Source organism: Psychrobacter sp. M9-54-1 (assembly GCF_016613355.1).
Classification (GTDB): Bacteria; Pseudomonadota; Gammaproteobacteria; order Pseudomonadales; family Moraxellaceae; genus Psychrobacter; species Psychrobacter faecalis.
In genome coordinates this window covers 45,980-60,612 of the sequence record NZ_JADGFW010000004.1, presented here as the reverse complement: position 1 = coordinate 60,612, position 14,633 = coordinate 45,980, and the positions used below count along the sequence as shown (strand labels likewise).

General features: G+C 43.8%; 9 protein-coding genes and 1 pseudogene. 2 read left to right on the top strand and 8 right to left on the bottom strand.

All coding sequences use genetic code 11. The features are described from left to right. Positions 1-388: 388 nt before the first annotated feature. Together minD and minE are read left to right on the top strand one after the other, a co-directional pair. Positions 389-1,201 carry a septum site-determining protein MinD gene (gene minD, locus IQ457_RS01405; protein WP_068408121.1) on the top strand — a complete coding sequence of 271 codons (813 nt, stop codon included), beginning with the start codon at positions 389-391 and terminating at the stop codon, positions 1,199-1,201. Positions 1,202-1,203: 2 nt separating this feature from the next. After that, entirely contained in the window at positions 1,204-1,494 is a 291-nt protein-coding gene (gene minE, locus IQ457_RS01400) for a cell division topological specificity factor MinE (protein ID WP_200661789.1), read from the top strand. 111 nt (positions 1,495-1,605) lie between these two features. Here the strand turns inward: minE and IQ457_RS01395 are convergent, their stop codons facing one another. The 8 genes and pseudogenes from IQ457_RS01395 to IQ457_RS01360 all read right to left on the bottom strand — a co-directional run bounded on the left by IQ457_RS01395 (position 1,606) and on the right by IQ457_RS01360 (position 14,516). Continuing rightward, positions 1,606-2,133 (bottom strand): cytochrome b, encoded by a 528-nt coding sequence (locus IQ457_RS01395; RefSeq protein ID WP_200661788.1) that lies wholly within the window; start codon positions 2,131-2,133, stop codon positions 1,606-1,608. A gap of 184 nt (positions 2,134-2,317) precedes the next feature. Then, positions 2,318-2,821 carry a hypothetical protein gene (locus IQ457_RS01390; protein WP_200661787.1) on the bottom strand — a complete coding sequence of 168 codons (504 nt, stop codon included), beginning with the start codon at positions 2,819-2,821 and terminating at the stop codon, positions 2,318-2,320. Positions 2,822-2,841: 20 nt separating this feature from the next. After that, entirely contained in the window at positions 2,842-3,861 is a 1,020-nt protein-coding gene (locus IQ457_RS01385; RefSeq protein ID WP_200661786.1) for a chemotaxis protein CheB, read from the bottom strand. Continuing rightward, positions 3,851-10,828, bottom strand: coding sequence for an Hpt domain-containing protein (locus tag IQ457_RS01380; RefSeq protein WP_200661785.1), 6,978 nt, complete (start codon positions 10,826-10,828; stop codon positions 3,851-3,853). The genes IQ457_RS01385 and IQ457_RS01380 overlap by 11 nt, the downstream gene beginning before the upstream one ends. 30 nt (positions 10,829-10,858) lie before the next feature. Next, positions 10,859-11,857 (bottom strand): CheR family methyltransferase, encoded by a 999-nt coding sequence (locus IQ457_RS01375; RefSeq protein WP_200661784.1) that lies wholly within the window; start codon positions 11,855-11,857, stop codon positions 10,859-10,861. A 182-nt stretch (positions 11,858-12,039) separates the two neighbouring features. After that, a pseudogene (locus IQ457_RS01370) lies at positions 12,040-13,044 on the bottom strand (methyl-accepting chemotaxis protein); the annotation flags it as partial. A 575-nt stretch (positions 13,045-13,619) separates the two neighbouring features. After that, positions 13,620-14,150, bottom strand: a complete 531-nt coding sequence (locus IQ457_RS01365) for a chemotaxis protein CheW (RefSeq protein WP_200661782.1) — start codon at positions 14,148-14,150, stop codon at positions 13,620-13,622. Between the two features lie 3 nt (positions 14,151-14,153). After that, positions 14,154-14,516, bottom strand: coding sequence for a response regulator (locus IQ457_RS01360; RefSeq protein WP_200661781.1), 363 nt, complete (start codon positions 14,514-14,516; stop codon positions 14,154-14,156). Positions 14,517-14,633: the final 117 nt, after the last annotated feature.

The window sequence follows — 14,633 nt, the reverse complement described above, 5'->3', positions numbered from 1 at the left end:
CAGTTTGAATATATTTGATGATAGATGATAAATTGACGTCTAAATAGTACGATTAATATTATAGTAAGTTTACTTAACAAAACTGCGCTATGATGGATTGTTAGCTCTGCCACTATTTACGCTAGACTATAGGCGCGGACGTTGAGCGCAGATAATAGAGGGTGCTTTGGCTCCCTATTTAGCTGATATAACCATTATCTGTAGGCAGCTTTTGTGCTTAAATATGCACTTGCTATAAGTTTTTGTATATTTATGCTAGGCTTACGCTCGCAGATAGCACATCTCGGCTAGGTAAACGCCGAGCAATTGTGCTACTTTACATCTATACTGTTTCATCTAAAATGTTTTAACTAATAAATATCCCATCAATTCATAGGAGTGTGCCATTGTGGCGAAGATTGTTGTAATCACTTCGGGTAAAGGCGGTGTGGGCAAAACCACGACCAGCGCTTCTTTTGCCGCCGGTTTAGCATTACGTGGCTATAAGACAGTTGTTATCGATTTTGATGTAGGCTTACGTAATCTAGACTTGATTATGGGCTGCGAAAATCGAATTGTTTATGACTTTGTCGATGTTATCAATGGCAATGCCCGCCTGTCACAAGCGCTGGTAAAAGACAAGCAACTAGAAAATTTATATATCCTGCCTGCCAGTCAAACGCGTGATAAAGATGCGTTGACAGACGACGGCGTTACAGAAGTCATGGATGAGTTGTCAAAGCAGTTTGACTATATTATCTGCGACTCGCCTGCTGGTATTGAGCGCGGTGCGCAGTTGGCGATGTATCATGCAGATGAAGCCATCATCGTCACCAACCCTGAAATCTCTTCGGTACGTGACTCGGACCGTATCATTGGTATCTTGCAAAGCCAAACCAAAAAAGTGATTGAAAATCAGGGCACGGTACGCGAGCATTTAATCATCACCCGCTACAACGCCGACCGTGCTGCTGCTAACGAGATGATGGATATCGATACCATCTCTAACGATATTTTAAAAGTGCCGTTACTTGGTGTGGTTCCTGAAAGCCATTCAGTGCTTGAAGCGTCTAACCATGGCGAGCCTGTGATTCATTATACCGATTCAGTGGCTGGTCAATGTTATGACGATATCGTCGCCCGTTTCTTAGGAGAAGAGCGTCCATTACGTCATATTGATGTGAAGAAAAAGAGTCTACTACAGCGCTGGTTTGGGGGTTAATGATGAGTAAGAAAAAAGGATTTTGGAGTAGCCTATTTGGTACGGATGACAGCAGCAGTGCTGGCAGTGCTAATATGGCAACTGAGCGCTTAAAAGTTATTGTTGCAAGTGAAAATCGCTTGAATAATCGCTTGACTGCTGATCGTATTGAAAAAATGAAACGTGAAATACTAGAAGTGGTTAATAAGTACGTCAACGGTGTACAGATTGATGATGTTAATATCAACCATCGCTCTGAAGACAGCTTAGACGTGCTCGAGATGAATATCAGTTTGCCTGAACATAAAAAGTAAACAGCATAATTTTATATTTATAGCGTTTGCTAGTATAAATGCTGGCACAAAAAAAGCCCTAAGTTTCATACTTAGGGCTTTTTTATACGCGCTCTTCCCATTTTTAAGTCGTTATTTTATACGCGCCATAATATTGTCTTTTTTGATAAATTGATGATATAGCGCGGCGCCAATATGCATCAAAGTAAAAACAATTATCATCGGCCATAAAATATCGGTATGCCAGTCATTAAAAAGCCGTGCCAACCCTCTATCGGGGGTGACAAAGACAGGGATTTGAAATAAACCAAAGACGTCAACTGCTCGGCCGCCATATACCGACATCAGTAGTCCTGCCATAGGCATCGCAATTAATAACGCATATAAAGCAAAGTGGGATAATTGTGCAAGCAGCATTTGCCATTTTGGCATTGCCAACGCTGGCGGTGCTTTAGTAAAAATACGGCTGATCACGCGGGCAATCATCCAAAACAACAAACTGACCCCAAATGCCTTGTGCAATCCGATATAGACCTTACTATCAAGATTGTCATATAACAGTATCATGATCCAAGTGACCAGTAATAATAAGGCGCTAACCCAATGAAAGATTCGACTAGCAACCGACCACTTTGTCAGATTTGAATGGATATTATTCATAGTATATTTTATCGCTTCCTATTCATCGATACTTATAGGCGCTGACTGATACGGATCAAATGACAGTGTTAAAAACCTACTAGCTGGCAAATTAATACAATAACTATTTATCCCAGCTCAAGGCTAATAACTTTCTTTAGAGCTAACACTAAAGCCCATGATAAAAAGCGTCACCATGAGCAAATTAGCTATCTAAGTCAACCAATTGATGGGCGATTTTATCCAAATCTGGCACTACGTAAACCGTATCATCGATCATCACCGCTTGGAAAAGGTAGGATAGCACAACATCTTCTTGGACGCGCTGCTGAACGGTATCAGTTTTGCTGTCGGTTTTGATAAAGTGCTCAGGCAAGTCGATATCTTTGACGTCGGAGATACGCGCCTGTAGTTGGCGGAGCTCGCCTGCTGTCTGTAGCGCGATACGATGCGCAGTAGTATTGCCTTCTAAAATAATCATCTTGTCCGGCGTTTGATGGCGCGGTAGTAGATGGAACACAGCGACTTCTTGTTGTTGCCACTCATAAGTCCATGTATGTTCACTATACTCATCGACACTTAAAATCAAACTACTAGGGATAAGCCAATCCGGTTGGTCGGTGGCTGGGACAATCGTTACGTCGAGCATACCATTGTTGGTGGTCAATAAGCTCACGGCTTCAAATGAGTGCTTTAGAATCTGTTTCATATGTCGCTCACAATAAATGACTACGAAGAGGCGGGCATCGCCCTTTCAGCAATATAATGGGTAAGTTTTTCTGCTAAGGCTTTGGGACTACCGACAAACTGACAATAACCTGAATCAATAATAGCTTGCGGCTGACTCGGACAAGCGCTTGAGCTTGGGTCTTGCGCCCACAATTGACTGTCATTATCTTGGATTAAGCTTAAATACTGCGAACCATCATTTCCCATCCCAGAGAAGATAATATTGATAAGCTCACTGCCATAAACATCACTGGTATTTTTCAAGATTTGACCGATAGCTGGCTTATAATCGCCTTCCCACGCCTGATCCATTAAGATGATACGACCAGTTGAATCGCAAACAATTTGTTTATCAATGGGTACAATGAGGCATTGCCCGCCGCGCAAACGCTGTGAGGAAGTTATCAGCTGACAGCGCCAGTCATTATGGCGATTGAGTATGCGTGGTAGCGTGCCTATCATCGCTTGGTTAAAATGATGGGCCAGTAAAATACTCACAGGCAAGGTGGGTGACAGATGATCTAAAAACTCTTTGACCGCACTAGGCCCGCCCATCGAAGCACCTAAAAATACCACGTAATGCCAATCGTTAGTCTCATTTTGATAAGCCGTATTCTTATAAGCAAGGCTATCTATTGCATCACTCAATAACGGCAACGCCAGCATTTGCGCAAGCTTACGCTTGAGTTTGCGCTGCCATTTGGCATATTGCTGGGCTTCATTAAGATACGGCGCCTGGCTAAATCCGACTAGAACGGTAGCAGGTTGAGCGGTAGTAGTCGCTACTGCCATATGCTCATCGTAATCACCATCTATGAGCCAAATATCAATCGGCGCTGTATAGCGGCTCAACCTATTTTGTAATTGCGTCCTTGATACGCAGTCAACCAGCTGCAAACCACAACTACGTACGGTGTCAGAAAAAGCCATGCGCTGATGGTGGTCTTCTGCCACCACCAGTACCCTGATATCGTTTTTATGCTTATCCCTTAGTATTAAGGCAGGTACATTATCCTTCATTGACTAAGCTAGCCTCTATACCCAATAAACCTTGGATTTTATTAAGAAGCTGGTTTTCTTGGAAAGGTTTGCCCATGTAGTCATTGACCCCAATCTCAAAAGCGCGCTCGCGATGCTTTTCACCGGTACGTGAGGTAATCATAATAATAGGCAGCTCTTGCAGGCGGCGATTATGACGTACTTGCGACGCGACTTCAAAGCCGTCCATACGCGGCATTTCAATATCAAGTAACATCAAGTCTGGCGTGGTTTCTTGTAAAATCTCAAGCGCATCGATACCATCTTTGGCAAGGACCACATTGAAACCTTGGCGCTCCAAGAAACGTGAGGTCACTTTTCGTACCGTGACTGAATCATCGACAACCAAAATGGTGGTTTTAGATTCTGTACTGCTACGAACACTGATAGCAGGTTTTGCGAATTCTCTGCCTAAAGCGGCATTTCGCATCAGTGCAATAAGATCAAGAATAAGCATGACCGAGCCATCACCCATGATGGTTGCTGCTGAGATACCCGATAGATTTGAGAACTGTTGGCCTAAAGGTTTTACCACGACCTCAATACGAGATCCTGCGATTTGATCAACCTGTAGGGCCATGTTTTGTCCACTGCGGTTTTTGATAATAATTAGTGGCACGCTGGTGTTGGTATTGACGACCAGTTCATTGAGTTTATTACCTGATAAAATCTCATTTAAATAACGCACGCGATAATCGTTATCTTCAAAGTTAAGCGTCGCTGCGCCCGATTGATAATAGTCATAAATTCTTTCTGGACTGATACGTACGACGCGCTCAATCTGCACCAGCGGTATCGCATAATAGCGGTCTGCGGCGCGAACCACCAACGCATCAGACACGGCAACCGTGAGCGGCACACGCATGGTAAAGCGCGAGCCTTTACCAAGCTCTGACACCACTGATACCGAGCCGCCTAACTGACGAATCTCACTAATCACCACGTCCATACCGACACCGCGACCTGATATTTGCGTCACCTGCTTACTGGTACTTAAGCCAGCATTAAAGATGTACTGCATGATATCAAGGTCGCTTAAACTGCTGTCTTCGGCGTCAATTAAACCTTGAGAAATGGCTTTATTGCGTACTGCTTCTACATCAATGCCGCGTCCATCATCAGTTAACTGGATAATGATTTCACTACCTTCACGCAGGACTTCTAAAGTAATTTGTCCATTACGCTCTTTACCAGCTTCTAAGCGCGTTGCAACCGTTTCAATTCCGTGATCGACCGCGTTACGTAACATATGCTCAAGCGGTGAGGTAATGCGCTCCAAAATGGTTCTATCCATTTCGTCATCAGCATTGATAATCTTTAAATCAACCGATTTGTTCAGCTCATTAGCCGTTTGGCGCACGATACGCTCAAGCCTTGGCGTTAGACGGGTAAAGGGTACCATCCGCGAATTCATCAAGCCGTCTTGTAGCTCAGTTTGTGTCCGCGATAATTGTAGCAATAGACTTTCGCTATCACGCATTTTTTCAAGTAAGGTATGATTAATATCAACCAAATCCGAGGCCGACTCGGTCAAGGATTTCGAAAGTTGGTTTAGCGAAGAATACTGGTCCATCTCTAGAGGGTCAAAGCCTTCATGATTGACCAACTCATCATCAATCTGCGATAAAATCTGCGCTTCAAGCTCAATCTCCATCCGGCGCAACTGATCCGCTAGACGTTGTACAGTCGTTCCCATCTCTTCAATACTAGTGGTCAAGCTACTCATGCCCATATCGATACGCGCACGGTTGATCGCTGATTCACCTGATAGATTAATCATATGCTCAATCAGACCACCTGAGATACGAATCATCTCGCTGCTACTGGCGTTCTGTTCTTGCTCAGTCGTATCAGCCACCATCGGCGGCATCTCACTGATATCTTTTTGAATATAGGTAGATTCTTGCTTTTCTTTCGCCAGCAAAATAGCATCGCGCTGCGGTTGCAACGACTCTTTTGGTATGTGTTTTAAGCTATCGGGGTTTTTACTAAATTGCTGCAGCGCCTCAATTAATAAGTCTGGCGTTGGTGGGTTCACCTGTTGCGAGAGAATAAATACCGCATCTGCCAGCCAATCATGACAGGCTACCAATAGCTCCAAGACTTTTTTGGTAGCAGGTCGGCGACGATCAATAAAATCGGTATAAACGGACTCCATTTCATGGGCAAGGTCAGCGATACCACTTGCGGTCACCATACGCGCGCCACCTTTTAGGGTGTGTAAGTCGCGCTGTAGGGCTTGCAATGCAACCGTATCACTAGCATCACTTAAGAACGCTTGGAGATATTCATTGCGGTTGGTCAGCGCCTCTGCTTCTTCTAAAAACACCTCCAAAATATCTGGGTCAGGTAAGCCGTTCGCCCAAGATTGTTTTATAATTCTATCTAAACTTAAGGAGTCTGCAGTTTTATCAATACGATGCGTGTATTCATCGGCGCTGATTTGCGGTTCAGCAGCAGCCTGATGTTGCGGCATTGGTACAATAAGCTCAACGTCTTTTGGTAACGCTGCTGCTTTTTCAAACTGCTGCAGCTGCTCAATCAGTTCAGGCGTAAAAAATGATTGCTGATAGCGGACAATATGCGCCACTTGCAATGACAAAGTATCTTGCACGACTTGCATAATTTCAAGCCACTGCGCCGTTGGCGTACGTCTTGCTTCAACGAACGCCTCATAAATACTCTCCGCCTCATGGGTCAAATCGCCAATACTGCGTATGCCTGCCATACGCGCACCACCTTTAATGGTATGCAAGTGGCGCTGTAAAACTTTTAAGGTATTGATATTGCTGATGTCAGCACGCCATTTACTAAAGCTATCATTAAGCGCATTATCAAGCTCCTGCGCCTCTTCTAAGAAGATTTCTAATAGCTCAATATCGGTATCGATGGTTTCAAGCGCAAGCTCAGGCGCAGCAACACTTTGCACTGTGCCTTTAGCCTCTTCCTCAGCCTCTTTATCAACATCAGTATGCCCTGCAGTACCTTCTTCTACATTGATATTGCTATCGTCACTTTGAGCAATATCTTTTAGCTGCTCAACTACCTGCCCATCAATTTTCAACGAGGTGCTACCCGCTAAAGCATCAAATAAACCGACTAGCTGACAATGACCTGCAAGTAAAGCGACTTGAATATCAGTATCGCGAGATTTTTCAGGGTGATGACTTAAATAAGTATAAGCATTTTCCAATTCGCTAAGAATTAAAGCAAACTTTGGTACCGCTTGTGCTTTGCTAGCTAGATGCTTTATTTGTGAGATTTGCTTTGCTATATAACTTTGAATCTGTTCTTGCTCTGCATTATTAAAGACCACTTCTAGCTGCCATTCTGCATCTAGTAACTCATTAATATCATCATCTAATAATTGGCTTATCGTTGGTCTATCATCGGCTGAGTCTTCATCATCGTTAATAGTGTATTGCTCACCAAGCATGGCTTGTAAAGAAGCAATATCTTGCCGACTTTGCGTTTCTTCTAACGAAATTTCTTGCTCCTGCACATCGCGTTTATAATTAGCTAGGTAGCCTTCAATCAGCGTCACAGACTGGGCAAGCGCTTTTACATGCTGAGCATTCATTGGCGTGTCTTGCTGCTGCAAAAGCTCCAAACTTTGCTCTATCGTCGTGCCAACCTCACTGATTGCCGTCAAAGCACTAGCGCCAGACGCTGCTCTTAAGGTATGAAAAGCGCGAACAATTTCATCACTTACAGCGGCATAAGGCTCGTCTTGGTGATCAAAAACAAAGTCTTTAACGCTTTCTAACAGCTCTTCAGCCTCTTCAACAAAGATATCGAAAAAGATTTGCTCTTCTTCGCTTTGAGGCGTCAACACGATAGGCGCTTCGGCCATTTTTTCATTTACCGAATGAATGGTTTGCAGCGTACTATCAATACTACTGTTACTTTCGGCAATGTCATAAGCAGTGTCATCAGCAAGTTCTTGATCTGTATTTTTAACATCAGAATATTGCGCTGTGCTTATGTCCTGCTGCTGCTCAGAACCATAAAATAGTTGTTTATGTAGCGCGCAATAGCTGAATTCATCACCTAATTGCTTACTAAAAGCCTGAGCACAAGCCACCCATAACGGTACAAGTGCAGGATAATCTTGACTGTCATTTTCAAAGGTAATTAATAGCGTTGGATAAGCAGCTAACACATCACCGATAAGCTGCTGTATGTCTGCAGACGCTACAATTGTATTATCCAAAATACGGTTGAGCATATTTTCTATCGACCAGGCTAGCTCAGCGCTATAATTAGCACCAACCATACGACCCGAGCCTTTTAAAGTATGGAAACCGCGACGAATATCAGTTAACTGGCTTAAGTTATCAGGAGTAAGCTGCCAATGCTCATATAAGGGCACAATTTCTTCTAGAACTTCATTGGCTTCTTCTATAAATATCTCTTTGATATCAGGATCAGCATCGTTAGCATCTGTCGGTAACGACTGCGCCGCTGTCATAAATGGGCTTAATACCTCTGGTATCTCTAAATCCGTTAATGAGGCTAAAAAGTCTGTTTCTACTTCAAAGACTTCGTCAAAGTTGCTAACAGAGCCCTTTATGTCTAGAGTATCAACTTGTTCGGTATTTAAGAGTCTCTCATCTGTCGACTGTAGGCTCTCGTCTAGTACCGCATTATTTTTTTCAACCTCACTTGTAGAGAAATTACCATCAAATGCCTCTAAACCTGTATTGATAGGCTGCTGACTCATTAAGTTATTGCTTTGCAAAATGGTAATGGCTGGATCAAAACTTGGTGGGTTCTGTGCTGCAAAATCCGCCAACATCGCTGGTAGATGCTTAGTGGTTTCTGTGACGAGTACCACGACCTCATCGGTCGCTGGTAGGGTTTTGTCCAACAGACGGTTGAGTAAGCTTTCAATAGACCACGCCATCTCACTGATACTAAAAGCACCAACCATACGTCCTGACCCTTTCAAGGTATGAAAGCCTCTGCGTACTTCAGTTAATGGCGTTAAGTCTTGCACATCTTGCTGCCAAATGGGTAAGAAATCCTCTAAATCAGCAACAACCTCTTCAACCTCTTCGATAAATATCTCGCGAATATCTTCATCCACATCAAAGTTATCAGGCTTAAGCTCACTGCGAACATTTAATAAAGCGGCGCTTTCTTTTTTATCGCTATGGTTTGTGTTATCGGTTAAATCAATGTCTTCATTAGCAACCGTAACAGGCGCAATCTCGCCACTATCATCGTAGCGCAGTACATCATTTGTCACTTGCTTTTGCGTTAAAAAGGTATCATTAACGGTTTCAGGCGCAGCTATATAGCCATTAAGTAGTGTCGCCGCCTTGTCGATATATTCATGAGCTTTGGTCAATAAAAGCTGATCGAAGACCTGCTGCGCAAGATAGTCGAGCAGCAATTCGATAGAGGTTAAACCTTCGGCTAAGGCCTCGGTGACATCCCAGCTCAGTACGGCAACATCATGAGTGGTTAACTGATCAAATATATTTGCTATTTTATCGGTCGCTTGGCGGATAGATGACAGGCTCATACTGTCAAAAGCTTCGCCAATGTTAGAAAAGTCTACAGCGTCTGGTAATAGTGCTAGGTCTTGGCGCTGAATATAATCACTAAAGCCTTGCTTAACGTCTTCAACCGCAATACGCAGCTCGCGCAGCTCTTTATCGTCCGTCTTAATTTGGTGGCTACTTTCTACTTGCACGCTATCCATGTCATCATGAGTAATGACGTCAGCCGCAGGTATAAAAGAAGCCGCGCTTCCTATTTTACTTAAGATAATTTGTTCGGTATTGTAGATAGCATTGTATAATTCTTGGAGGCGCTGCTCAATTTGCCACTGCTGTTGTGATTGCTCTTCTACCACTCCAGTTTGGGCAATTAAGTCACGTTCTATATCTGCTAGGATAGATGTTGCTTGCGAGGCAAACAATGTCCAACCACGACTTTCTAGCTGATTGCTGATTTGTTGTAGTGGTTTAATTAGGGTTTGCGGCTTATCAAGGCTAAAAACAAGCGTATCAATATCACTTAAGATACGCGGTAAAAAGCGTGTTTCGACCTCTTGCGGCGCTACCCTTTGCAGCATAGCTTGCGTGATATCGCCCTGTTTGGCAAGGCTGTTGATTTCGATATAAACATTCGCTATTAGCTCGCTGATAACACTCGGCGATAGCGCTTTTTGATGGGTGTTCGACTCTATTAACGCATCTAATTGACTCAATAGCGCGGCGTAATACTTAGGTCGCGGCGTTTCGTTATGGGCAAGGTCATGTAGCCAAGCTTCAGTCAAATACCAAAGACGCTGCAAATCGGCATCTGCTGCGGTTTGCCATAAGTATTGAGCAACTTTTTCTAAAGACGCCAGTATAGAAGCGTCATTGGTATTAGCGGCAAGTAACGCTTGCGCTTGTTGACGCCAAACCAATAGCAACTGCTGATACTGCGCCTGGTCTAAACTGACCATTGCCGTACTGACGGGTATCGTCATATCAATAATATCGTTAGTGGCAATGCTAGCAAGACTGTCCTCTTTAGAGTCTAAAGAAGCGTCTACAAGGTGATCAGTCGCTATATCATAACGTGCCAAGAATTGGGTAAGCTCAGCTGATGTTTTATTTATTAAAGCGCTATGAAAATTGCTCGTACGTGCGTAGTAAACCAGCTCACGTGTAAGCAGTCGATGCCCTACTTGACCAATACGGCTGGCATCAGCACCGAAATTGTCTATTTCTGCCCCTGCAAGTAAGCTGAGCTTAGTAGCCAAATTTGCCAATATCGGCAAATTAATCATGGTCAAAGCGCCACCAATCTGATGATAGCTTTGTGCCATCTGCTCATAATCAGCGTTTTTTTCACCCAATTGCCAGCCATCAGCTATCTGTGATAATTGCTGATCAAACAGTGGCAGTAACCACTCAAGTGTCACCATGTCGTTGGGCTGGTTTTTCATAGATGTATCCTAACTCGTCTAGGCGCTAATTTAGGCACTGGTTTTTTGCCAGGCGTTAATCTGTGGGTGCGCAATACGGCGCATGTTTGAAGGACGCCAAAATAACGCCTCACCTGGAGCCAATATAATATAACCGCCTACTGCGCACTGCTCTGATAACCGCGCTAATATATCGCGCTGATCAAACTTACGAAAATAAAGCAGCATGTTTTGGCAGACAATGACTTGTTGTAAATGCGGCGTTGGCGGTTTTTTGTCGATAATGTTGTGTAAAGCAAAGCGTACATGCTGTTTTAGCGTTGGCATCACCTGCCAGTGGGTACGAGCGTTTTTCTCTGTATTTTTTTGCATAGACACAGGCATAAAACGTAATTCTTCAACGATACTTGCTGGCCGCAATGGTTGAATAAATTGCTGGCAATCTTGCGGAATCAAAGCCAGTTGCTTATTATCATACTGACCTAAACGTGCTTTTTTTAAAGCTTGCTGACTGACGTCAGTCCCTAATATACGGTAATTGGTCAGCTGCTTTGCGGCCAAACTCATGGCCAGCGACCAAGTTTCTTGCCCACTGGCACAGCCGACGCTCCAGATACGGAGTAAATCATCAGGGTTGCTGGCATCAATACTAGCGCTGCTATCATTAGCATTGCAGCTAGTACTAGCAGCTATTAGCTGCTCTCGTTGCCACCGCAAGGCGTAATCAGTGATAAACTCTATAGAGGGCAAATGGCGAAAAAAGCGACTTTCATGAATGAGCACTTTATCTAACAATTGCTGGCGCAGCTCATGATTAATCGGCAACTGATGCCATAATTGTATGATGCTCAAACCATAGCCCAGTGCCGTTTGGCTGACGGCGTTGACCAACCATTTACGTTGAACATTTGGCAATATAAAACCAATCTCTTGTTCTATATAGCGTTGCCATTGCTCAGTATCAAAAGCAACATCATCCCACAAAGCCTCGGCTACCAAAGCGTCAGCTTTATTTATCATCAGACTGTCTTTTTGAGTATGATTATTCACGTGACCTGCTATTAATAGTGTTGCTCAACAGAAAAAACGAGTAGAGCAACTGCTTGGTTAATATTTCAATATCACAGTCATAAGCTGATAACTAGAAACTACATGCTCGCCGAAACACTTTCATCAACCTCTGAATACTCATCTTCGCTAAGCTCTTGCTCCAACTGCTCGTCATCATTAGAGATCTTAAAGCCTGTGACCGACTCTTGCAGTGCCGCCGCCATTTCGCTCAGCTCACCAATAGAGCGCGCTGTCGCCATCGAACCAGACGAGGTTTGTGAGGTAATGTCTTGAATAATATTCATGGTATGCGAGATATGACCTGCAGACTCGGCCTGTTGTAGCGCGGCGTTAGAGATGTTTTGAATCAGGTCCGCCAAGGTATTAGAAACCGTTTGTACCTCTTCTAGTGCTTCACCCGCATCTTTTGCCAAACGGGCACCACGTACTACTTCAGAAGTTGTTGATTCCATCGACATAACCGCTTCACTGGTATCGGCCTGAATGGTTTTTACCAGCGTTTCAATCTGTTTGGTTGCATTGGCTGAACGCTCAGCGAGACGCTGAACCTCATCAGCAACAACCGCAAAGCCTCGACCTGCTTCCCCTGCCATTGATGCCTGAATCGCGGCGTTCAATGCCAGAACGTTGGTTTGGTCAGCAATATCGTTAATCAGACCAACGATATCACCAATCTCTTGCGAAGACTCGCCCAAGCGTTTGATACGTTTTGAGGTTTCTTGAATCTGATCGCGAATCACGTTCATACCTTCTATCGAGCGCTGTACAACTTCCGCGCCGTTATAAGCAATGGCAACCGAACGCTGTGCAACCGTCGCCGATTCTGAAGCGTTATTTGAAACTTGGTCAATCGAGACCGTCATCTCATTAATAGCCGCTGATACTCCAGCAATTTCTTGTGCTTGGTGCTCTGAGGCTTCAGCAAGCTCAACTGCATTCATCTGCGTTTGCTCTGAGGACTGCGAGACACGCTCAGCAGTACTGTTAATAACCAGTACCAATTGGCGTAATTGGTCAATGGCAAAGTTAACAGAGTCAGCAATTGCACCGGTAAAATCTTCCGATACCGTTGCGTTTACTGTCAAGTCACCATCTGCCAAATCGCCCAACTCATCCAGTAGACGCAAAATTGCAATCTGGTTACGCTCGTTCTCTTCTTGAATTTGGCGCGCGCGCTCCGACTCTGCTTCTGCTTCTTGACGACGGCGTAAGGTTTCTTTTTCAATCAATAAACGTTCGGAGCCGCCACGTTGTTTGAGTAATTGGTATAAAGCAAATAAAATGCCCAGCACACCTATCACAAAAACAATCACTGGTAAGATGACCGATTGATTAAAATTGGTTAAATATTGACTGACCGACGACAATGAATTGACCAGCCAAAACAGACAAGCCACGCTCACTAAAGCACAAAGCCCTAGTAACAGCTTCCATTTACTATTAGCATCTGTCGTTGTTTTATTCGTACCAGCTACAGGGTTGTTTATAACATCACTCATCGTGCCTATTCCTTTCAAACAATCGTCAAAGTCGTATCGTGACTGACTCTGAAATCATATTGTCATCAAAACAACAGTGATTCACAAAGCCTGTATAAATGCTGACATCTCATCAAACCATGTCAGCCTTTGTTCTTTTCTTGCATTAACAAACACCCCGTTTGATAACCGACTTGTTTGTTAAAGTTTAGGTATTTACTAAAAATAGATATTTAGTAAACATCGTTAATCATTAAAAATGTCTAGATGGCAGCATCGGTATATTGCAAATCCTGTGCCAGTAAGCTTGGCATAAACACATACCAATCTTGCTCATCTTTGACAAACTTACCATGATTATAAGGCGCAAACGGCGAGCTAGAGTCAAGCGCTTCTGCCCGATATTGATCTTGCGTAAACTGCTCAATACCCAGCACCTGATCGACCAGTAGCCCTGAAAATACATTATCGTGATCTATCACAATGACCTTACGCTGGCTCATTTGCGTCAATCGGCTAGGTACTTGTAAAAACCGTGACAAATCGGTTAACGGCAACAAGCGCCCGCGGATGTTAGCGATGCCCAGCATCCAAGGCTTTACTAAAGGCAAGCTGGTATATTCTGGCATGGACAATACTTCTGATACTTGACCCATTGGTGCCACCAAACGCTGACCGCCAATTTCAAATACCACGCCTTGCCAATCAAACTCCTTGCCGCCGCGGCGACCACTTTTGCGCGCGCGTGCTAAGTCTGCTATACGCAGCAGCTCAATAAATCCTCTGGATGCCACAAGCTACCCCATTACTTTACGAATTATCTGGACCAAACCACTTTCATCAATCGGTTTGGTGATATATTCTTTAGCGCCTTGACGCTTGCCCCATACTCGATCTGTTTCTTGATTTTTAGTACTGATCATAATAATAGGGATATGAGCAGTCGTTTTACCGCGCGTAATTTTGCGGGTTGCCTGAAAACCATTCATCTCAGGCATCACCACGTCCATCAAAATGACGTCTGGTAGGTGGTCGGCGGCCATCTGACAGCCTTGCTCTCCGTTGCTCGCTTCTAATACTTGAAAGTTATTTTTAGAAAGCATGTCGCGAAATTTCGCCATCTCAGATGGCGAGTCGTCAATGACTAAAACAGTAGTCATAGGTGTTTCCTTTATTTTTGATGATATCCATTAGGATATATTGTTAAAACAAACCGATTAAAAAATAAATCGCATTGATTGAATGCCAATATGATTTACATCAAGATAAAAATTAAG

Coding starts and splice junctions, on each gene's coding strand:
- IQ457_RS01380 (WP_200661785.1), bottom strand. CDS start 10,828: ATGAAAAACCAGCCCAACGACATGGTGACACTTGAGTGGTTACTGCCA.
- IQ457_RS01360 (WP_200661781.1), bottom strand. CDS start 14,516: ATGACTACTGTTTTAGTCATTGACGACTCGCCATCTGAGATGGCGAAA.
- IQ457_RS01385 (WP_200661786.1), bottom strand. CDS start 3,861: ATGAAGGATAATGTACCTGCCTTAATACTAAGGGATAAGCATAAAAAC.
- minE (WP_200661789.1), top strand. CDS start 1,204: ATGAGTAAGAAAAAAGGATTTTGGAGTAGCCTATTTGGTACGGATGAC.
- IQ457_RS01395 (WP_200661788.1), bottom strand. CDS start 2,133: ATGAATAATATCCATTCAAATCTGACAAAGTGGTCGGTTGCTAGTCGA.
- IQ457_RS01390 (WP_200661787.1), bottom strand. CDS start 2,821: ATGAAACAGATTCTAAAGCACTCATTTGAAGCCGTGAGCTTATTGACC.